The 21,035-nt window shown below is 64.3% G+C and carries 16 protein-coding genes, 1 tRNA gene and 2 pseudogenes; 13 read left to right on the forward strand and 6 right to left on the reverse strand.

The genetic code is table 11. From position 1 onward, the window contains the following. A partial coding sequence (locus ACK4S9_RS17790; protein WP_409728498.1) for an IS3 family transposase occupies positions 1–88 on the forward strand: 88 nt, incomplete at its 5' end. A 460-nt stretch (positions 89–548) separates the two neighbouring features. Here ACK4S9_RS17790 and ACK4S9_RS17795 read toward each other — a convergent pair. Then, a pseudogene (locus ACK4S9_RS17795) lies at positions 549–662 on the reverse strand (IS5/IS1182 family transposase); the annotation flags it as partial. Positions 663–812: 150 nt separating this feature from the next. On the opposite strand from ACK4S9_RS17795, the gene ACK4S9_RS17800 reads away from it, so the two are divergent. Beyond that, positions 813–1,523, forward strand: a complete 711-nt coding sequence (locus ACK4S9_RS17800) for a carboxypeptidase-like regulatory domain-containing protein (RefSeq protein ID WP_409728368.1) — start codon at positions 813–815, stop codon at positions 1,521–1,523. 148 nt (positions 1,524–1,671) lie between these two features. On the opposite strand, the pseudogene ACK4S9_RS17805 reads toward ACK4S9_RS17800, so the two are convergent. Next, positions 1,672–2,510: pseudogene (locus tag ACK4S9_RS17805) on the reverse strand (IS5 family transposase); the annotation flags it as partial. Positions 2,511–2,621: 111 nt separating this feature from the next. On the opposite strand from ACK4S9_RS17805, the gene ACK4S9_RS17810 reads away from it, so the two are divergent. The 7 genes from ACK4S9_RS17810 (at position 2,622) to ACK4S9_RS17840 (ending at position 10,238) form a co-directional block, all read left to right on the forward strand. Further along, a tRNA-OTHER gene (locus tag ACK4S9_RS17810) sits at positions 2,622–2,732 on the forward strand. A gap of 497 nt (positions 2,733–3,229) precedes the next feature. Continuing rightward, the gene (locus tag ACK4S9_RS17815) at positions 3,230–3,964 is read left to right on the forward strand and encodes a hypothetical protein (protein WP_409728370.1); all 735 of its coding nucleotides are present in this window, start codon (positions 3,230–3,232) and stop codon (positions 3,962–3,964) included. A gap of 461 nt (positions 3,965–4,425) precedes the next feature. Then, the gene (locus ACK4S9_RS17820) at positions 4,426–5,001 is read left to right on the forward strand and encodes a J domain-containing protein (protein WP_409728372.1); all 576 of its coding nucleotides are present in this window, start codon (positions 4,426–4,428) and stop codon (positions 4,999–5,001) included. 243 nt (positions 5,002–5,244) lie between these two features. Continuing rightward, the gene (locus tag ACK4S9_RS17825) at positions 5,245–6,858 is read left to right on the forward strand and encodes an ABC-F family ATP-binding cassette domain-containing protein (RefSeq protein ID WP_409728374.1); all 1,614 of its coding nucleotides are present in this window, start codon (positions 5,245–5,247) and stop codon (positions 6,856–6,858) included. Positions 6,859–6,891: 33 nt separating this feature from the next. Then, positions 6,892–7,911 (forward strand): lipopolysaccharide heptosyltransferase II, encoded by a 1,020-nt coding sequence (gene waaF / locus ACK4S9_RS17830; RefSeq protein ID WP_409728377.1) that lies wholly within the window; start codon positions 6,892–6,894, stop codon positions 7,909–7,911. 24 nt (positions 7,912–7,935) lie between these two features. Then, complete coding sequence (rfaD, locus tag ACK4S9_RS17835; RefSeq protein ID WP_409728380.1) at positions 7,936–8,937, forward strand: ADP-glyceromanno-heptose 6-epimerase; 1,002 nt, start codon at positions 7,936–7,938, stop codon at positions 8,935–8,937. Positions 8,938–9,080: 143 nt separating this feature from the next. Continuing rightward, a complete protein-coding gene (locus ACK4S9_RS17840; RefSeq protein ID WP_409728383.1) occupies positions 9,081–10,238 on the forward strand; it encodes a sensor histidine kinase in 1,158 nt (385 codons plus the stop codon). A 4-nt stretch (positions 10,239–10,242) separates the two neighbouring features. Here ACK4S9_RS17840 and ACK4S9_RS17845 read toward each other — a convergent pair whose 3' ends face one another. Both ACK4S9_RS17845 and ACK4S9_RS17850 read right to left on the reverse strand, forming a co-directional pair. Further along, positions 10,243–10,656: a putative quinol monooxygenase gene (locus tag ACK4S9_RS17845; protein WP_409728386.1), complete on the reverse strand. Its 414-nt coding sequence runs from the start codon at positions 10,654–10,656 to the stop codon at positions 10,243–10,245. Positions 10,657–10,736: 80 nt separating this feature from the next. Further along, a complete protein-coding gene (locus ACK4S9_RS17850; RefSeq protein ID WP_409728388.1) occupies positions 10,737–13,325 on the reverse strand; it encodes an ATP-binding protein in 2,589 nt (862 codons plus the stop codon). Between the two features lie 373 nt (positions 13,326–13,698). Between ACK4S9_RS17850 and ACK4S9_RS17855 the strand changes: the two genes are divergently transcribed. Together ACK4S9_RS17855 and ACK4S9_RS17860 are read left to right on the forward strand one after the other, a co-directional pair. Next, positions 13,699–14,178, forward strand: a complete 480-nt coding sequence (locus tag ACK4S9_RS17855) for a chemotaxis protein CheW (RefSeq protein WP_409728391.1) — start codon at positions 13,699–13,701, stop codon at positions 14,176–14,178. A gap of 47 nt (positions 14,179–14,225) precedes the next feature. Next, positions 14,226–15,833, forward strand: a complete 1,608-nt coding sequence (locus ACK4S9_RS17860; RefSeq protein WP_409728394.1) for a methyl-accepting chemotaxis protein — start codon at positions 14,226–14,228, stop codon at positions 15,831–15,833. A 168-nt stretch (positions 15,834–16,001) separates the two neighbouring features. Here ACK4S9_RS17860 and ACK4S9_RS17865 read toward each other — a convergent pair whose 3' ends face one another. Further along, the gene (locus tag ACK4S9_RS17865) at positions 16,002–17,024 is read right to left on the reverse strand and encodes a porin (RefSeq protein ID WP_409728397.1); all 1,023 of its coding nucleotides are present in this window, start codon (positions 17,022–17,024) and stop codon (positions 16,002–16,004) included. 337 nt (positions 17,025–17,361) lie between these two features. On the opposite strand from ACK4S9_RS17865, the gene ACK4S9_RS17870 reads away from it, so the two are divergent. Further along, a complete protein-coding gene (locus ACK4S9_RS17870; RefSeq protein ID WP_409728399.1) occupies positions 17,362–18,426 on the forward strand; it encodes an aldose epimerase family protein in 1,065 nt (354 codons plus the stop codon). Between the two features lie 7 nt (positions 18,427–18,433). Here the strand turns inward: ACK4S9_RS17870 and ACK4S9_RS17875 are convergent, their stop codons facing one another. Continuing rightward, positions 18,434–19,807 (reverse strand): serine hydrolase domain-containing protein, encoded by a 1,374-nt coding sequence (locus ACK4S9_RS17875; RefSeq protein WP_409728402.1) that lies wholly within the window; start codon positions 19,805–19,807, stop codon positions 18,434–18,436. Between the two features lie 91 nt (positions 19,808–19,898). Here ACK4S9_RS17875 and ACK4S9_RS17880 point away from each other — a divergent pair, with 91 nt between their 5' ends. Continuing rightward, positions 19,899–20,906 (forward strand): GlxA family transcriptional regulator, encoded by a 1,008-nt coding sequence (locus tag ACK4S9_RS17880; RefSeq protein ID WP_409728405.1) that lies wholly within the window; start codon positions 19,899–19,901, stop codon positions 20,904–20,906. Positions 20,907–21,035 lie beyond the last annotated feature (129 nt).

Consider the following 21,035-nt stretch of genomic DNA (forward strand, 5'->3'; position numbering starts at 1 on the left):
CATAGAGAGGTTCTACAATCCACGCCGGCGTCATTCCACTATCGGCTACATCAGCCCGGTACAGTTTGAAAATCTAAAATGCGCCTAACGGAGGTGTCCGTATCGATGGGGGAAGGCCATTGTATGAGCTAGTGCTTGAGGTGCAAGCTGATTCATTTGACCCAGCTAGGGCCGATGCACATTGCTGGTAGACGGTTGTATGCTTATAGCCTGGGTATCTTTGACCCCATCGGATGTCGTTCGTGGAAGTCCGCTCTGGGTTGGTTTCACCCCTTGTGACAGTCTGCGATTTTCCTCCCAGCTGGCCTAGTATGCTGAGCTCAACGGCCGCCTTCGGCCGAGGCTGTGTAAAAACGCGTGATTCGCATGTTTTCAGGGGTCTGTTTACTATTCTCAACCTCGAGAAAACGGTGTAGCGGGCGTTCTGACAGGTCGGGAGTCGCCGGCATGCGGTCCGATCCGCGTTTTCCACAGCCTGCGCCAAAAGCGGACCTCTGACTCAGTCGAAATGGCTCAGCCAGCAAGGCGGCGCACCAGAATAGTAGCGCCTAACAAAAGCGTCCAACATACTGCCAATAGATGAGTGAGCAAGCGAGCGAAAGCAATACCTGACCGATGTCTGCTCGTCGCTCATACCGGATGCGCAACCTGCGAAATCGATGTGGCACTCCAAGGAGCGCGTGGTTGAGCATGTTCACCTCAATGATAGCAGCCAAAACTTAAGCCAAGGCTGCGGATCATGACCTATCCAGTCACATGGTGCAAATTGCTTTCATCAAACATATCGTGTAACACTCACAAGCCGGCGGGAGATGCTCGTCGCAAATGAAAACCATAATTTGGGAAAACGTACAATGTTTGCAAAAACAACAAAGAAATTTTTTTTGGCATTTCTTCTGGCAGGTTACTTTAGTGCGGCTTACGCTGCGGGATCAGGGAAAAACGAGCAGAGTATTGTCATCGACGGAACAATTACTAAGCTTAAAGCCCAGAAGTCCGGACAGCGAGTGCTAGTTGACTTAAAGGATTTGGCCCGAGAATTGAACTGGAAGGTACAGACATCGCAATCAGTTACGAGCATTCAGCGTCAAGAAAAAATTGCAGAAATCACCCCTGTGACAATTCCCGCGAAGATCAGTGGAGCGCTCGTCTATTACTTCAATCGAAACTTTGGATCAAAGCCCGACACAGGCTCGACAGTGCTTCTGGTGGAGCAGAGCGAAGAGTTCCAGCCTGAGGATGATGACTTCGTGCTTCCTTCCTCAAGTAGCATAGTATGGAAAAAGAAAGGTGCGGCTACCAGTGTAGACGTACCGGTGAAGTACGCGACAGCCGCTGATGGCAATGGGCGCTATGAGTTTTCCGCTGTCTCCCCTGGTACTTATACGCTTGTGATGAAGTCGGCACATTCTAAAGGAATGGGAATGCGAAATATAATGGGAAAATGGTACATCGTAACTCTCACCGTTAAAAATGGTGACGTCGTCGACAGGTCGCACGATTTTGGAATGTCCGACCATTGAGCAAATAATCTCTTACGATAGCAGGCGTTCTTACGCATCAGGATTAAACGGACGGGTGGAGCGCTTCTATCCGTGGCCCTTCTATATGCTCCTTGGTTCTGGAACCAGAATCTGCGTTCAAAGCTTTGTAGAGGTGTTTCAGGGGGGCGAAGTCACGCGCCATGACGCGTTCACCAAGCAGCTCGGAGCAACGCATTTAGTCTCGACAAGGCTGCGCCGATGATATCCGCTCCACTTTTTCCAGATCTTTCAGCCAAGCCTGCGGGTGGCCGCCAGAATGGTATTGCGCGCTTTGGCACCGGGACGCTGGTCCTTCCATGGCTTGGCGTTCTTGCGCGTCGGGATGAGTGCCCGTGTGCCACGTTGTGCAATCGCTTCGTGAAAGCCTTTTGTGTCGTAGGCACCGTCGCCACTGACGCTCGCGACAACTTCCTCGGCGGGTATCTGGTCGAGCAGGCACGGCAGCATCGGGGCATCGTCGGTGGTATTGTCGGTCACCTCTATCGCTCAGATTTCCGGTGTGGCCGCGTCAATGCCAAGGTGAATCTTGCGCCATTGGCTCTGGTAGTCGGCACCGTCCTTCTTCGTTTTCCACTCGCCTTCGCCCAGCATCTTGATGCCCGTACTGTCGACCAGCAAGTGCAGTCCCGTCGTCGTCGGCTGCGCCCCGATCGTCACCGAAAGATGCTTCTGGCGCCGGCTGACCGTGCTGAAGTTGGGCACTTGCCAGTCCTGTCCGGCCAGCGCGAGTAGGCTCTGCCTCATGCCCATTGCCTGGCGCAAGGGCAGAGTGAACAGGCCCTTCACAGTCAGGCAGAACTGAACCGCTGCCTCGCTGTACTTCGGATTGCGGCCCCGCCTGCCGCTTGCACTGCCGTGCCAACACATATCCTTGTCCAGCCAGATCAGCAGCGAGCCACGGACTTTCGATGCCGCGTCGTAGTCTTCTCACGTGGTCGTTCGGTACTTAGGTTTTGTATGGGCCATTATGGCGTCAGTTTACCCTGGGTGCCACCTTGGCCGCTGAAGGCCAATTTGTACAACAAAGCCGTTTGGGATAGGTTTTTGGGTTAACGTTGGGTCTTGGGGGGTAATTGAGGGGAGCTAGAATAACTTAAGTGTTTGATTTCATTCCCCTTGGCGTCCCCTGGTAACCGTCATCAATGAGTTCATAGCCTACCGGGGGTTCGAATCCCCCTCTCTCCGCCAGGAAACAAAAGAAAGGCCACCCATCGGGTGGCCTTTTTTTGTTGCCTGGGGGAGAGAAGCAAGGCGCCTGCGCGCCTTGCGTGGTCGCCAAGGCGGCAGGTTCGAAGCCTTGCGCGTACTTGCGCAAGGGCGGCCCGCGGAACGTGGGCGAATCCCTGCTTGCTCTGCCATGAACGGATCGAAGCCGGCCACCCTTGGGTAGCCATTTTTGGGTGTTTCGTGGCGTAGAGGAGCGAGCCTGCTGCTGGGCTCGCACGGGGCTCCGACGCGGCTATACGCATTCTGTGCGTTATGCGAGCTGTAGCACTCGTCAATTAAGTGGTGGCAGTTTCTACTGTGGTGGTTGGGGATTCACCACTAGTAAGTAATACTTCCATGCATTTCGGTTTCTTGCTTTTGTTCAATACTGTAGACTAGGTGTTACTCGGCTTCCTGTTGGCTCAACCATCCGGGAACAGTTCATCTATTCCCTTTCATATCCAATTCATTGAACTCCCATGCGCATCACCTTCAAGCTCATCGAAAAGGCGGTCGATCTGGCCACTCGCGTGTTTGTTACCGTCCGCGAGACGAATGCCAACGCTACCCCGGCTGATCAGTCGAACCTCATTTCCCTCATTGATGATGTGTCGCGGCGAATTGATTCTCTCGCGAGCGACATCGCAGGCCAAGTGAGCTATCAGCTCGAAAAGCAGCAGCTCGAGAAGTTGGCAGCGCAAACCAAGGTTGTCAAACTGGCGCTTGAGTTCGGGAACGAGTCGATGCTTGGTCCCGCCGTGGCCTCGATCTCCGAGCAGATCGAATATTCACGCTTGCGGCTGAGCGAGGGGAAGCATGAATGGTTTGCGCCATGGATGATTGCAGAATCCGTGCGCATCGAAGCGCTACGGATGATGGCACACAGCCAACGCGCACTGGATGTCGTCCAGCGAGAAACCCTGAACTTTCGGATCAGCATTCTCGACCATGCCGGCAAGTTAATCGTTAGCAGTGTGGATAACCCCTGGCTCGGGATCGCGGATTTCGTGGACGGCCGGAACGAAGACGTATTGCTCGGCCTGGGTGAAATCGAAGAATTCCAGGCATTTGAGGTAGAGCCTGAAGAAGACGCGTCACGGAAAGCCAAACCTCGCTCACCAGCGAAAACAACGGCTATTGCTGCTCCAGCAGAAGAGAAGGCGGCGCTCGCCCCGGCATCGGGCTGGCCTTTTCCGACGAGTTCACGCCCGTAATGGCATGGCATGCGTACCCGAGTTCGAAACCAGGTGCGCACATATTCAAGAAGGTCCCAAGCGGGACCTTTTTGCATATTGCGAGCACAAGCACGTTTGAGATTTCTTTGAAGGGACTTGGCCCTCGATCGACCTTGGAGCCTTGGGTTGGCCTGCATCAGCGTAGAGGGAGACAGGGTTCTTTCGGGTCGCGCTGGGCAAGCGTTGGGAAATTCGTAGCGTGCGCTGCGCAGTCGCTGCTGCAGAGTGTTGGTGTCGATCGAACGCGCGTCGTGCGGGGCCTGGCGCGGCATGCCGTTAGGTGGGTAGGGGCTGGATATACGGGCGGTCGGTGATTATTGGTGTATTTCATTTGGGCACTATTCATTTAAAATCTGAATGTGCGAGCGCTGGATATGTCACAAGGGCTCGAGAAACTTCCACAACAAGCATGGTTTTAGCCTGCTGTATCTGAACCGTCCATGAAATCCTTATCCCATATCGAGCAGCGCATCTTCGAAGTCGACGGCATCCGTGCCGAACTCACGGGCCCGGTGAACGGTCATCCGGATTACTGGACGAACCGCTTTAGCGGAGACAAGACTCTCAAGGAATTCAGGGACAGGTTCAGCAAGCGCTATCCCGGCGTGTCCATCAAAGTGTACGACGGGATTGGTCACGTCGCCAGCGGCAAGTACTTGCTTAAGAACCTGCGCGCTACCCATACGTTCGACTGGGTCCGGGAAAAGCTTGCCCTCTACAGCGATGCCATCAACTATCTGGCAGAGCAGGTCGAGGCGTTGGAGCATGCGGCTAACGCCGCGGCGACGACCCCACCCGAACCGGATCCGTACGAGGTCCTCGGTATTGCCCCTGGCTGCACGGATGGGGAAATCAAGATCGCTTATCAAAGGAAAATCTCGCGCTTCCACCCGGACAAGCTCAGCGGTCTGGACGAAGCTATCGTCGCGTTCGGCAACCAGCAGGCCCAGGCGATCAATCACGCGCGCGACCGCATCCTGCAAGAGCGCGATGGTGATGAGCGTGAAGCGGCCTGAACAGCGCGCACAGGATTCAAGCGAACAGCGCCGTATAACTGTCGCGCGTCGCAACTGATCTCAAGGGTGATTCGGGTGTCCAGGCGGCGCAGGTCTCTGCCGCTGCTGCCGGAACTGCTATCATTCCCGCACATTCATGTCGGAGTGTCGTCCAATGCGCCATTGATGCCGCCGTCTGCTTGACGGCCAGTTCTTCCCACCTTCCCGCAACAGCAGGGGAGTTCCGGCATCCATGGAGGTTCAATGACGCACCCTTACCTGGCGCTCGACAGCGCATCTTTCATTCTTCCCGACGGTCGCCCCCTGCTGTCCGGGCTCACCGAACAATTTGATATGCGCCACACCGGCCTGGTGGGCCGCAACGGCATCGGCAAGAGCGTGCTGGCGCAGCTGCTGGCGGGCATACTGGCGCCGTCGTCCGGGCGCTGCATCCGCGAGGGCAGGGTGCACTACATCTCGCAGCAGGTCGACCAGGAGCGCGAAGGCACGGTGGCCACATTGGCCGGCGTGCAGGACGTCCTCGACGCCCTGGCGCGCATCGACGCCGGCAGCATCGAGGAAGCCGACTTCGAACGGGTCGGCGAACGCTGGGACTTGCCGGCGCGCCTGCGCCACGCCCTCGACCAGGCCGGCCTGGGCCACCTCGACGCGAGCACGCCCGCCAACCGGATCAGCGGCGGCGAAGCGATGCGCGTGGCGCTGCTGGGCGCGATGTTGTCCGATGCGGACTTCCTCATCCTCGACGAGCCCACCAACCACCTCGACGGGCCGAGCCGCCGGCTTCTTGCGGCGCAGCTGCGCGCCTGGCGCCGCGGGCTCATCGTGGTCAGTCACGACCGTGCGCTGCTGGGCCAGATGGAACGCATCGTCGAGCTCTCCTCCCAGGGCCTGCGCAGCTACGGCGGCAACGTCGATTTCCATACCGAGGCCCGCGCCGCCGAACAGGAAAGCGCCCAGCGCGATCTGGAACACGCGCGCCAGGCATTGCTGCGCGGGGAGCGCGCCATGCGCGAGCAGCGCGAACGCCAGCAGCGCCGCCAGGCGAAAGGAGCCAGCGAGGGCAAGGCCGCCAACCAGGCCAGGATACTATTGGGGCGGCAGAAGGAGCGCAGCGAGAACAGCGCCGGCCGCCTGCTCCAGCAGCACGAGGGAGCGCGCCGGCAGCACCAGGAACGCGTGCGCGAAGCGGCGCAGGGCCTGCTCGACGAGGGCGCCGTGCGCCTGCACGCCACCCAGGTGGACGCCGCCGCCCAGCGCCGCGTGGTCGAGTTGGACGAGGTCGAGCTCCCGTTCGCCGTTCCGGCACTGCGCATGCTCAGCCTGGTCGTCACCGGCCAGCAGCGCATCGGCATCACCGGGCCGAACGGCAGCGGCAAATCGACCCTGCTGAAGGTGATCGCCAGCGAGCTGGCGCCACTCAAGGGGCGCGTCGTGCGCGACGATGCCTGCGCCTGGCTCGACCAGCGTCTGGGCACGCTCGACCCGGGCCGCAGCACGATCGCGCAGCTGCTGGACGTGAACCGGAGCACCGGCCAGGACCGGCTGCGCACTTACCTGGCTCAGATCGGCCTCGATGCCGGCAAGGTGGCCCAGCCGGCCGGCCAGCTGAGCGGCGGCGAGCGCCTGAAGGCCGCGCTGGCCTGCGCCCTGTATGCCGACCCGCCGGCCCGCCTGCTCCTGCTGGACGAGCCGGGCAACCATCTCGACCTGGCGTCCCTGGCGGCGCTGGAAGCGATGCTGCGCCAGTACGCCGGAGCGCTGCTGGTGGTTTCGCACGACGAGGTCTTCCTGGAGCGCATCGGCCTGACCCACAGGCTGGAGGCCAGCCCCGCCGGCTGGCGGCTGCGGTTGATATAATCGCGAATCACATTGCAGGAAGACGAAAGACCCATGTTGCGCACGCTTGTCATTTCCCCCAACTGGATCGGCGACGCCGTCATGGCGCAGCCGCTGCTGCGCCGCCTGCGCGAAAAGCATCCCGAGCGGCCGATCGACGTGCTGGCGCCGACCTGGGTCGCGCCGGTGTGGCGCGCGATGCGCGAGGTCGACGAGGTCATCGAATCGCCCTTCAAACATGGCTCGCTGCAGTGGAAGGAGCGCAAGGCCTTCGCGAAGATGCTGAAGGCGCGCGGCTATCTTGATTCCTACGTATTGCCGAACACGCTCAAGTTCGCCCTGATCCCGTGGCTGGCAGGGATCAAAAAGCGGGTCGGCTACAAGGGCGAGATGCGCTACGGCCTGGTCAACGTGATGCACCACGACGACAAGGCCGCGCCGCGCCCGATGGCGCAGTTCTACCAGGCGCTGGCCGACGAGCCGGTGCGCCACCTGCCGCGTCCGGAAAAATTGCCGGAGCCGGAAATGAGGGTCGAAGCAGGCGAGGCCGATGCCGCCATCGCGCGCTTGCAGCTGCCGCCGGGCACCTACGTGGCCTTCGCGCCCGGCGCCGAATTCGGCCCGGCCAAGCGCTGGCCGGCGCCGTACTTCGCCGAGTTGGCGCAAACGATCCGCGCCAACGTGCCGGACGCCCAGATCCTGCTGCTCGGCTCGCCGAAGGACCGCGCGGTCTGCGACGAGATCACCGCCATCGTGCCGCAGGCGCACAACCTGGCCGGCTCCACCTCGCTGAGCGAGGCGATCGCGCTGATCTCGGTTGCCGCCACGGTGGTCACCAACGACTCCGGCCTGATGCACATCGGCGCCGCGCTGCGCCGTCCGGTGGTGGCGATCTACGGCCCCACCGACCCGCGCCACACGCCGCCGCTGTCGCAATTGGCCAGGATCCTGTGGCTGCACATCGAATGCTCGCCCTGCCAGCAGCGCGAGTGCCCGCTGGGACACCAGAACTGCATGAAGCAGATCCTGCCCCGGGATGTGTGGCAACCGCTGCAGCCGATGCTCGCAACCTGAACGATTATTCAAACGAGGTAGAAAATGATACTGGTTACTGGCGCAGCAGGCTTCATCGGAGCCAACCTGGTCCACGCCCTGTCCAAGCGCAAGCCCTTCAGCGTGTTCGCGGTCGACAACATGGCGCGTCCGGAGAAATTCCTGAACATCGTCGACGCCGAAGTGGCCGACTATGCCGACAAGGAAGACTTCCTCGTGCGCCTGAAGGCCGGCGAATTCGACGGCAGGTTCTCCGCTGTGCTGCACCAGGGCGCCTGCTCCAACACCATGGAGACCGACGGCCGCTACATGATGAAGAATAACTACGAGTACACCATCGCGCTGTTCGAGTTCTGCCAGCGCGAGCGTATTCCCTTCATCTACGCCTCGTCGGCCGCGGTGTACGGCGGCGGCAGCGTGTTCCGGGAAGAGCGCCAGCACGAGCGCCCATTGAACGTCTACGGCTATTCGAAGTTCCTGTTCGACCAGTACATGCGCCGCTACTGGCAGCAGCACGGCATGAGCAAGGGCAGCCAGGTGGTCGGCCTGCGCTACTTCAACGTGTACGGCCCGCTGGAAGGGCACAAGGGCACGATGGCATCCGTCCCGTTCCACCAATACCACCAGTTCAAGAACGAGGGCAAGGTCAGGCTGTTCGGCGCCAACGAGGGCTATGAGGCCGGCACCCAGATGCGCGACTTCATCTACGTGGAAGACGTGGTCAAGGTCAACCTGTTCTTCCTCGATCATCCGGACAAGCGCGGAATCTTCAACCTCGGCACCGGCCGCGCCCAGCCCTTCAACGACCTGGCGGTGGCCACGGTGAATGCGCTCGCCAACGAGAGCCATGCGCCGCTCACGCTGGCGCAGATCGTGGACAAGGGCCTGCTCGAATACATCCCGTTCCCTGACAAGCTGAAGGGCAAGTACCAGAGCTTCACCCAGGCCGACATCGGTGCGCTGCGCGCCGCCGGCTACCTTGAGCCCTTCACCGACGTGGCGACGGGGGTCGCCAGGTACATGGACTACCTGAAGTCGGGACACTGAAAGATTCAGAAGCTTTTCTTATAAAACCCTCATCATCCATAAGATAAGCTGATGTAACGGGCGTGCGGCATTCACGCGCCGCCCGTAAAGACCGTCGTGTAGACTCGGGTCACGTTCTTATTTGACAACGCGACCGCTTCCCGATGAGCGCCAACCTGACCGGACACCTGTCCCCGGACGATCCCGCTTTGTCGCCCGTCACGCGGGCGATGGTGGCGCTGCGCCGCCCGATCGTCGACGCCTGGATGAGCGAGGTGCGCGCCGCGGTGCCCCAGGCGCGCGAACTGGCGCCGCCGATCGCCGAGAACACCCTGCCGGCCTATTTCGACACCCTGGCCGCGCTGCTCACCCCGGGCCACTCGGCGCGCCTGCTCACCGACCTCGGCGCGCTCGCCAGCGAGCATGGCGGCGAGCGCGCGCGCATGACGGGCTACGACGCCACCGCCGTCATCCATGAGATGCAAATCTTCCGCAACGTCCTGTTCCGCGAACTGGCGCGCCACGGCGTGACGCTCGACGAAGCGCAGCGCGCCACCGTGTTCGCCCATATCGACGCCACCATCCGCGAAAGCGCCAACGCCTTCACCGTGGTGCAGGCGGCCCTGCGCGAGCAGTACGTCGCGGCGATCGCGCACGACCTGCGCACGCCCCTGTCCACCGCCCAGATGGCGGCCGAGATGATCAACCACACCTCGCAGTACCCGAACGCGCGCCGCTTCGCCGACAAGATCGTGGCCAGCACCCAGCGCATCGACGGCATGACGCGCGAGCTGCTCGACCGCATCGCCTTCTGCAAGACCGGCAAGGTGAGCTTGCAGATCGACCGCGTCGACTTGGCGGCGCTGGTGCGCGAGGTGGCGCAGTCGGCCGAGGCCTTCCATCCCGTCGCGCTGGCGATCGATGCCGGGCCGGTCGAAGGCTGGTGGTGTGGCGACGCGATCCGGCGCGCCGTCGAGAACCTGGTCAACAATGCGATCAAGTACGGCGACCGCGAGGCGCCGATCCGGCTGACGGTGTCGACCGCGCCCCTGCGGGTGCAGGTGATGGTGCATAACCAGGGCCCGCCGATCGCGCTGGAAGACAGCGAGAGCATCTTCCAGCTGTACCGGCGCGCCGGCAAGCAGGGCCTGGCGGAGGGCAATGGCGAAGGCTGGGGCGTGGGCCTGCCTTATGTGCGGCGCGTGGCCGAAGCCCATGGGGGCAGCGTGATGATGTCCAGTTCCCTCGAAGACGGCACCGCCTTCGTCATCGACATCCCGCTTGACGCGCGGCCCTTCGCGGGCGCGCCCACCGCGGCTTGAAGCCTCAGGCGCTGCGTTTCGACATCGTGCTGTGCCCGCCCACCGGCTCGGTCTCGAAGCGCTCGCCGAAGCCGGCGATCAGCGGACGCCCCCTGGCGATCGCCGCCTGCACCGCGGGCAGCGACAGCGAGGCCTTGTGGCTGTCCTGGTCGATCCAGGTTTCGGTGACCCACAGCGCGTCGGCGTCGAGCTTGTCCTTGGCGACGCCGTAGCCGAGGCAGCCCGGCATGTTGGCGGTGCCTTCCAGCAGGATGGCGATGAGGGCGTCGCGCTGGCCCGGCTGGGCGCGTATTTTTCCGATCAATCCGTACATGGGGGCGGTTTCCTTGTTGTCTTTCCCGGCCTGGGCCCGGGTGGCGAGGGGCAGGGCGGCCAGGGCGACCAGGGTGGTGGCGGCGGTGCGGCGGGTGATGGTCATGGCGAGTCCCTGTGCGGTGGAAGCCAAGTATAGGCGCGCCGGCGACGGCGCCGCAAGCGCGGCCGTCCGCGGCCGGCGGCTCAGGCGCTGGACGGTTCGGTGGCCGCGCCGGCCAGGATCTTCTGCAGCGCCGCCAGGTCCACCGGTTTCACCAGGTGGTGGTCGAAGCCGGCTTGCGCGCTGTTGCGCCGGTCCTGGTCCTGGCCGTAGCCGGTCACCGCCACCAGGATCGCGCCGGCGGTGGCCGGATGCCGGCGCAGGCGGCGCGCCAGTTCGTAGCCGTCCATCTCCGGCAGCCCGATGTCGAGCAGGCACAGTTCCGGCGCGAAGCCGGCGGCCTGCGCGAGCGCCTCGAGCGAGTCGTGTTCCACCCGCACCTCGTGGCCCTGCGCGCCCACGTACATGGCCAGCATCTGGGCTGCGTCGACGTTGTCGTCCACCACCAGCACCCGCAGGCGCGCTCCCGGCGCCGCGGCGGCGGCGCGCTCCGCTTCGCCGCCGCCGCGCTCCTGGCAGCGCGGCAGGCGCACCGTGAAGCTGCTTCCCATGCCCTGGCCGCCGCTCGTCACGTGCACGCTGCCGCCGTGCAGTTCGACCAGGCTGCGCACCAGCGCCAGGCCGATCCCCAGGCCGCCGAGCGAACGGTCGGGAGTGCGCTCGCCCTGCACGAACATGTCGAAGGCGCGTTCCAGTTCCGTGGGCAGCATGCCGATGCCGTTGTCGCTCACCTCCACCAGCACGGCGTCACCGGCGCTGGTGACCGCCACCTTGATGCGCCCGCCGCGCCCGGTGAACTTGGCCGCGTTGTGCAGCAGGTTGCCCACCACCTGCACCAGGCGCTTGCGATCGCCCGGCACGAAGCAGGGCTGGGGCAGCAGCTCTACCTGCAGGCGGTGCTCCTTGCCGTGCACCAGGGCCTGCACCTGTTCGGCGGCGTCCAGCACCACGGCATTGATGTCGATGCGCTCCTTGTTCAGCACCACCAGCCCGCGCGTGACGCGCGAGACGTCCAGCAGGTCGTCCACCAGGCCGGCCATGTGGCGCGCCTGGCGCGCGATGATGGCGCTGATCTGCTTGACGCGCGCCGGGTCCAGGCTGTCCTGGCCGAGCAACTGGGCGCCCGAAGAGATCGGCGCCAGCGGGTTGCGCAGTTCGTGCGCCAGCATCGCCAGGAATTCGTTCTTGCGCTGGTCGGCCTGGCGCAGGGCTTCCTCGGCGCGCACGCGCTCGGTGACGTCCTGCATGCTGCCGCGCAGCGCCACCACCTGCCCGTCGGGTCCGTGCACGCTCTCGCAGCGGTAGTCGAGCCAGATGCGGTGGCCGTCGGCGTGGAAGGCCTGCAGCTGCAGCTTGCCGCTGCCGCCCAGGCGCGCCAGTTCGCCCGTGAGGCGCTGCACCCGCAGCCACGACGCTTCGCTCAGCACGGTGCCGCGCTGCTGCGCGAAAGGCGGCATCGGGCGCCCGAAGATATGCGGAACCGAATCCGATACCTCGATCTCCTCGCTGCCGAGCCTCCACTGCCAGGTGCCGAAGCGCGCCAGCATATGGGTCTCGCCCAGCGCCGAGTCCTTGGCGGCCAGCTGGCGCGAGCGCTCCGACAGCAGCGCCGCGGCATCGGACATCGCTGCCGCCACTGCCGCGGCCTCGCGCACGTGCACGTCCTCGAGCGGCGGCAGCGCTTCGCCCTTGCCGAGCGCCTGGGCCCGGCCGGTGAGCGCCTGCACCGAGCGCGCCAGGCGGCCGCCGATCAGCCAGGCCAGGCACAGGGCGATCGCGAACAGCAGTGCGGCGACGCCGGCCATCATGGCGAGCTGGTCCAGGAGTTCGGTGCGCAGGGACTCGCGCGGGATGCCGATCGCCACGCCCCAGCCGCTCAGGGACGAGCGCGAATACGTGGTCAGAAGCGGCTTGCCTTCGTGCGAGCGGGAGGCGATCGTGCCTTCCGGCCGGAGCCTGGAGGCCTCGCGCAGCAGCGGGTTGACCGGTTTGCCCACCGTGGTCTCGCGATTCATGTTGCGGTAGAAGATGATCCCGTTACGGTCGAACAGCGAGGCCACGGCGCCTTCGGGTACCGATTTCGGCGTCAGGATGCCGTCGAAATAGCCGGGGCCGAATCCGACGCTCAATACGTAGCGGACTTCATTTCCGAGCCATACCGGGACGTCCATGCTGACCGCGGGCCCCTTGCGTACCGCGCCCGTGAAGACGTCGGACACCGACCCCTGGCCGCTGGCGAACACCCGTTCCAGCTGCGCCGAGGCCTCGCGCGGCAGTGGCGCGCCGAAGTCGAGCGCGGTGTTGACCAACTGCTGTCCGCTGCGCTCGCGCAGCACCATGATCATGCCGCCGCCGCCGCCGCCGCCGCCCGACAAGCTCAGGGCCTGGCGCGCCTGGGCGTGTACGCGTGCCAGGTCGCCGTCCCGGAGCGCGTCGATGCTCGACAGCGTCTGGGCGATCGCCCGGGCCTGCAGCAGCTTGTTGTCGGCGCTGTGCACCAGCGCGCGCACCGTCTGCAACATGTTCTTCTCGATCTGGGCGCGCGCCTTCTGGTACTGGTGGACGAACAGGATCGAAGCACCGACGATGCCGGGCAGCAGGGTAGCCAGTACCAGCCAGAGCAGGTAGGCGCGCAGTGGCCTGCGGACGATCGGAGAGGTGGTGCCGGTCACGTTATATTCTGCACACTTGGTAACGTCTGATTCTACGTGACATTTCGTCTGAGCACCGACTAGTTTGCATCCTGGCAGGCCAGTGCCGATGCCCTTGCATCCATAGCGTCACTGTAGCGCGTCGACCCTTGGTTAATGCGCAAGCCGCGCCGGTCCGGGAAAAAAGGCGAACGCGCGTGCGATATGTGTTCTCAAAGATAAGAACTCAGCTGTACGGCCGGTCAAAGGCGTTGCAAGGACGCCATACATGCACCGTTTTGGCAAAAAAAAGGTCCGGTTTTGCCGTTTCGCCATCGAATCCGCACCGGATTGGACGTAATGTATTTGCGCGTAGGAAATATAACTTTACGCGAGAAAACAGAAAGTTACCAAGATGGATACCCACCAGACCAAGCAAGACAACGAAGTGCTTTCCTTCCGCCTGGCGAAGGAAGAGTACGCGATCAGCATCCTCAAGGTGCAGGAAATCCGCGGCTACGAAGAACCCACGCTGCTGCCCAGCGCACCGGCCTGCATCAAGGGCATCATGAACCTGCGCGGTTCGATCGTCCCGATCGTCGACATGCGCATCCTGTTCAATCTCGGCGAGCCGACCTACGACCAGTTCACCGTCGTCATCGTCCTGAACATCAAGAACCACGTGATCGGCATGGTGGTCGACAGCGTCTCGGACGTGGTCACCCTGACCGACGAGCAGATGCGTCCGGCGCCCGAGATGGGCGCTACCACCGACGGCGACTACATTACCGGCCTGGGCACGGTCGGCGAGCGCATGCTGATCATGCTCGACATCGACAGGCTGATGAGCTCCGAGCAGCTCGGCCTGATCACCAACGTACAGAAAGCCGCCTGAGCGGACACCACTCACCGGGCAGGACGCCCGGCCATAAGGAGAACCACATGAACCTCGCCAACCTGAAAATCGGCGTACGCCTCGGCCTCGGCTTCGGCGTGCTCTGCGTGCTGCTCGTATGCATGATCGTGACCAGCACGATCATGCTGGGCCGTATCAATGCCGGCACCAACGACATCGTCAACGACCGCATGCCGAAGATCGAAATCACCGGCCACCTGCTCGGCCAGGTCGACGTGATCGCCATCGCACTGCGCAACATGATGCTCAACGAAGAACGCACCGACCGTGCCAAGCAGCTCGAGGCGATCGCCGCAGCGCGCAAGGCGATCGACGCCGACCTGAGCGAACTCGACAAGACCTTGCACATCCCCCAGGCGCGTGCGCTGCTGGAGCGGATGAAGCAGCAGACCGCCAGCTACCTGCAGGGCCAGGAGCAACTGCTCAAACTCGTCAACGACGGCCTGGACGAGGAAGCGCGCCAGTTCCTGGCCGAACAGCTGCGTCCCCGGCTGGCGGGCCTGAAGAAGGACATCAACGAGCAGGCGGCATTGCAGAAATCACTCGCCAGGGACAAGGCCGAGGAGGCCCAGCGAACCTACGACGGCACCGTGCGCATGATGTGGGCGCTGGGCGCTTTCGCCCTGGCCCTGGCGGCCGCCGTGGCATGGTGGATCACCCGTTCGATCACCGGCCCGGTGCGGCGCGCGCTGGAAGTGGCGAACACCGTCGCCGCCGGCGACCTGAGCAGCCGTATCGAGGTGAGGACCCGCGACGAAGCCGGCCAGCTGCTGCAGGCGCTGAAGACCATGAACGAGAACCTGGCGCGCACCGTCGGCACCGTGCGCGGCGGCACCGATGCCATCACCGTGGCCGCCTCGGAAGTGGCGGCCGGCAGCCAGGATCTCTCCAGCCGTACCGAACAGCAGGCATCCTCGCTGGAAGAAACCGCGTCCTCGATGGAAGAACTGACCTCGACCGTCAAGCAGAACGCCGACAATGCGCGCCAGGCCAACGTGCTGGCGGAAGCGGCGTCGCAGGTGGCGCAGCGCGGCGGCGCCGTGATCGGCCAGGTGGTGGGCACCATGTCCGACATCGATGCCTCGGCCGGCAAGATCAGCGACATCATCGGCGTCATCGACGGCATCGCCTTCCAGACCAATATCCTGGCGCTGAACGCGGCGGTGGAAGCGGCACGCGCCGGCGAGCAGGGCCGCGGCTTCGCGGTGGTGGCGACCGAGGTGCGCAACCTGGCGCAGCGTTCGGCGGCGGCGGCCAAGGAAATCAAGGCCCTGATCAACGACTCGACCGGCAAGGTCGCGACCGGCGGCAAGCTGGTGGCCGAAGCCGGCGCCACGATGCAGGAGATCGTCGACAGCGTGCGCCGCGTGACCGACATCATGGGCGAGATCACCTCGGCCAGCCAGGAGCAGACCGCCGGCATCGAGCAGATCAACCAGGCCGTGGTGGAGATGGACCACGTGACCCAGCAGAACGCCGCGCTGGTGGAGGAAGCGGCCGCCGCGGCCGAAGCGATGAAGGAGCAGGCGGCCAAGCTGAACGAGGCGATGGCGGCCTTCCGCATCGGCGCCGAAGCGGCGGCGCCGGAAGCGGTGCGCGCCCCGCAGCGTGCCTTGAAGGCGCTGGCAGCCTGAGTTGTAGGGTGCACCGGGGCGCGTAGCCGGCTACGCCGTGCGCGCGTTCAACCAGTGCGTGCATGCTACGGAGCGTGCCGGGATACGTGGTTTGAACGCGCGGCCGGCAAAGCCTACAAAAAAAACGGCAAGCCGCGAGGCTTGCCGTTCTTGTTTGCGGACGCTCGTTTAGAACGAGTGACGCACGCCCACGTTGAACACCGACGGATCGGCGCCGAGCGCGGTGGCCGGCGGTGCGAAGCTGCCGCCTGCGGAGGCCAGGCCGAAGGCTGCGCGGCCGTTGTTGCGCACGCGGCCATACGAGCTGTACAGGTTGGTGCGCTTGGACAGGGTGTAGCTGTACGCGACCGAGAAGCCGTTGCCCTTGGCGCCAGTTTCCAGCTTCTGCTGGTGGCCCGACAGGTAGAACTTGTTCGGGCCCGAGGTGAACACGCCGCCCAGGGTGAGGAACTTGAACTCGTTGTTCGCGCCGGTCGGGTCCGCTTCCATGTAGGCCGCGCGCAGGTCGAAGGCGCCGAAGTTGTAGCCGGCGCCCAGCACGTATTCCTTGTCGTCGCCGGTGGCCAGGCGCTCGGTCTGCTGATAGCCCGCGCCCAGGTACAGCGGGCCGTTCTTGTATTCGACCGCGGCGCCGACCAGGTTGCCCGACGGGTCGTCGGTCTGGCGTTCGCCGGCGCTGTAGGCGGCCAGGAAGGTCAGGCCGCTCAGGTCGTTGCTCTTGTAGTTCACCGAGTTCGACAGGCGGCGGGTCAGGCGGCCGTTGCCGAAGCCGGTCAGGGTCGAACCGTAGAAGCCGTGGCCGAGCGGGTCGGCCGACTGGGCCACCGCGGCGATCGGGCCGTATTCGCGGCCGATGGTGACGGTACCGAAGGAACCCTGCAGACCGACGACGGCGCGGCGCTGGAAGGTGCCGGCGGCATCCTGGGCGCCGTTGTCGAGGGCGACGCCGGCTTCGATGTTGAAGAGCGCCTTCAAGCCATTGCCCAGGTCTTCAGTGCCACGGAAGCCGATGCGGCTGGTGGACTGGGTGCCCGAGCTGATCACGGTGCGGCTGTCTTCACCCGGTGCGTCGGTGTCTTCGATGCCGACCGAGGCGTCGGCGATGCCGTAGATCTGGACGCTCGTTTGCGCCTGGGCGGCTGCCAGCGGCAGGAGGGACAGCATGGCGATGGCCAGACTCTTCTTTTTCATTGATTTCTCCAGTGTGGATGAATGGTGTTTCCGAACGCCGTTGTGGTTGTCGATTTAAAAAATATAGACAGAAACGTACAGTTGCAAAAAGCTTACATTACCAGTGCAGTCGAAATGATGCCACGATTCATTAGCTCTTTGCTTATTCGGTTTTTGAGAAGCATGTGCGCGTGGCCAAAAAGCCGCACGACCCAGCGCAAACTAAGTGTTTCTACTTAAAGCGGTGTTGTAAATGCGTAACGAAACCGTCGATTCAGAGGGGCGGGCTACGTTGCGCGGACATGCCGGCACACCATGTTAGGATCGGCGCATCGACCCACCCAAGGACAAGAACAACGTGCGCACCGGTATCACGCAAGCGCCCTTCGGCACCCTGCCGAACGGCGAAGCCATCACCCAGTTCACGCTCACCAATGCCGGCGGCATGGTGGCCCGGATCATCGACTTCGGCGGCATCATCACCGAGCTGCACGCGCCCGACCGCGACGGCCGGCTGGCCGACGTCGTGCTGGGTTTCGACACGCTCGCACCCTATGTATCCGACAGCCCGTATTTCGGGGCCCTGATCGGGCGCTACGGCAACCGCATCGCGAAGGGCCGTTTCACGCTCGACGGCAGGGAGTATGCGCTGCCCGCGAACAACGGCAATAACCACCTGCACGGGGGCGTTCCCGGCTTCGACAGGGTTAAGTGGCAGGCCACGGTGGAAGGCGACAGACTGCGCCTGGCCTATACCAGCCGCGATGGAGAGCAGGGCTACCCGGGCACGCTGGAGGTCACCGTGGTCTACGAACTCCTCGATACGGACGAACTCGTCGTGCGCTTCCATGCCGTGACCGATGCCCCGACGCCCGTCAACCTGACCCAGCACAGCTATTTCAACCTCGCCGGCGGCGGCGACATCCTGGATCACGTCCTGAGCATCGATGCCGATGCGTTCGTCGCCATCGACGAGGAATCGATCCCGACCGGGGCACTGGCGCCGGTGGAGGGCACGCCTTTCGATTTCCGCAGCCCGCGCGCCATCGGTTCGCGCATCGTCGACGATGACGTCCAGCTGCGCAACGGCCAGGGCTATGACCACTGCTTCGCGCTGAACAAACCGCATGGCAAGTCGATGACGCGCGCCGCCCGCGTGCTCGAGCCGGACTCCGGCCGGGTGCTGGAGCTGTTCACCGAGGAGCCGGGCGTGCAGTTCTACAGCGGGAACTTCCTGGACGGCTCGCTCACCGGCAAGGGGCAGGCCTATGCCCACCGCAGCGGCTTCTGCCTGGAGCCGCAGCACTTCCCGGATTCGCCCAACCAGCCGCATTTCCCCAACGTGATCCTGCGTCCGGACGAGGTGTACCAGACCGAATCGCGCTTCCGCTTCTCTGTCGATTCGGGCGCCCGCCAGGCTTGATGGACCATCACTCCAGCGAGATGCCCAGGCGTTCGATCAGCCCGTTGCGGTCCTGGTGCAGCGCCACCAGGGCGTTCTCGTTCTCGAACAGGAAGCGGTAGCGCGCCTGCTTGCCATTCGCTTCACTGCTGCGTGCCAGCACCTCCACCGTACGCAGCGGACCGTAATCGCGGAACTCGGCGGCGATCTGGGTGACCCAGCGTTGGTTGTAGCGGCCGCGTTCGCTGGCCGACAGGCCGTCGGGGATGCGGCCGGCGAGCAGCTCCTCCATCGCCTTGCGTGCGCGGGCGGTGCCGGCCGGGTCGAGGTCGGCGATGGCAGGCAGCCGGGGCGTCGCCAGTGCCGGCACGTAGTGGGCGGCGACCAGGTCGGCGATCTTGCCCTGGCGTGCGGCGGCCGAATTGGCCAGCACGATGACGCTCAAGCGCTCGTCCGGATAACGTTGGAAGGCGGCCTTGAAACCTTGCCAGGCGCCGCCATGCTGGACCACGCGATGGCCGTTGTGGCTGCCCACGTACCAGCCCAGGCCATAAGGGCCGCTGCTGCCGTCGTTCAGGCGCGCGGGCGTCCAGCTGGCCTCTTTGGCGCGGGCGTCGAGGATGGCGTCGCCGTCGAGCGCCATGCTCCAGCGCGCCAGGTCGCGCGCGCTCAGCGCGATGGTGCCGTCCGCGGTCCGGTTCAGGCTGGGCGCGACCCAGCGCTGGTTCTGCAGCTTGCCGTCGATGCGCTCGTAGCCGGCGGCCCGTCCCGGCACGATGTCCGCTTCGCTGATCACCCCGGCCGTCTTCATGCCGAGCGGCGCGAAGATGCGCTCCTTCAGCTGCTCGCCGAAGAACGTGCCGCCGGCCCGCTTGGCGATGAAGCCGAGCAGGTGGTAGCCTGCATTGCTGTAGACGAAGCGCTCGCCGGGAGCGGACAGCAGCGGCATCGATGCTTCCAGCGCGACCAGTTCCTCGTCCGTGTAGTCCTTGCGCAGGTCGATCTTCGTGTACGGGTCGCCCAGGCCCGACGTGTGCGTGAGCAGGTGGCGGATCGTGATGCCTTCCCATGCTGTCGGGGTATTGTCCAGGTAGCGCGAGATCGGGTCGTCGAGTTTCAGCTTGCCGTCCTTCTCCAGTAGCAGGATCAGGGCGGCGGTGAAGGTCTTGCCCGTCGAGGCGACCTGAAACACGGTGTCGGGCGTGACCGGCACCCTGAGCTCCACGTTGGCCATGCCGTAGCCCTGTTCGCGGACGATCTTCCCGTCCTTGACCACCACGAGCGCCAGGCCTGGGACCTGGCGGCTCCGCATCATGCGCTCGATCGCATCGTCGATCGCATCGGCCCGGACGGTGCCGGCGCACAGGCCTGCCATGAGAACGAAGGGAATGGACATGCGCATGCTGGTTTTCTCCTGCGTGAATGGAAACGGCCCGCATTGTAAGGGCCGCGATGTTGACATTCATGCCAATCATCGCGGAATATCTGCCACGATGAGCATTCCACCCGACACGCATACCGGTATCTCCGCCGGCGCTTCCGGCATCGACATCTGGTTGCTGGTATTCCCGAACTTCATGCTGCTGGACGCGACCGGTCCGATCCAGGTCTTTTCCACCGCCAACGACGAAGCCCGGGATGCCGGACGTGCGCCGCCCTACCGGCTGCACCTGGTCGCCGACGGCGGCGGGCAGGTGGCGTCGTCGTCCGGCATCGCGGTCCTCGCCGAGCCGCTGCCGTCCGCGCTGCCGGCCGGCGGCACCCTCGTCGTCTCCGGCGGAAAGCTCGCCGACCTGCCGGCCGAGGGCAGCGCCCTGCTTGACTGGGTCAGGCGGGCCGACCGCGCGACGGCGCGTACCTGCGGCGTCTGCACCGGCGCCTTCGTGCTGGCCCGCGCGGGCCTGCTGGCAGGCCGGCGCGCCGCCACCCATTGGCAGGAAATGCCCGACCTGCGGATCCAGCATCCGGATGTGCAGGTCCAGGACGACGCCTTCACCGTCAGGGACGGCAAGTTCCACACCTCGGCCGGCATCAGCGCCGGCATGGACCTGGCGCTCGACCTGATCGAGGAAGACCTGGGCCGTGCCGCCGCGCTGGCGGTGGCGCGGCGGGTGGTGATGTTCCTGAAACGCCCGGGAGGCCAGCGCCAGTTCAGCTCCGGCATGCCGCCACCTGGCCAGGAGCAGGGCACCTGCGCCGTGCTGACCGCCTGGCTGCGTCCGCGCCTGCAGCATGACATCGAAGTCGGGGCCATGGCCGAGGCCTGCGCGCTGTCGGTCCGGACCCTGCACCGCCGGCTGCGCCAGGAAGCCGGCATCACGCCGGCCCAGCTGCTCGCGCGCCTGCGCCTGGACGCCGCCTGCCAGCTGCTGGAGCGGCCAGGCATGACGATCAAGCGGGCGGCGCGCGACAGCGGTTATGGCACGGAATACAACCTGCGCCGGGCCTTTTCCACGCAACTCGGGGTGCTGCCCAGCGAGTACCAATCGCGTTTTGCCTAGCCGAGCCTATCGCGCGCGGCTCATCTGGATAGCTCGTTATAATCGTCCGCTTACAAAAAGTTGGCGGCGATACAATAAACACGGCAACAGGTCTCCCACGCCTGCGACCGGACGCCGCGCGGAATCGAA

This window comes from Massilia sp. (genome assembly GCF_046293535.1).
Taxonomy (GTDB): domain Bacteria; phylum Pseudomonadota; class Gammaproteobacteria; order Burkholderiales; family Burkholderiaceae_D; genus Telluria.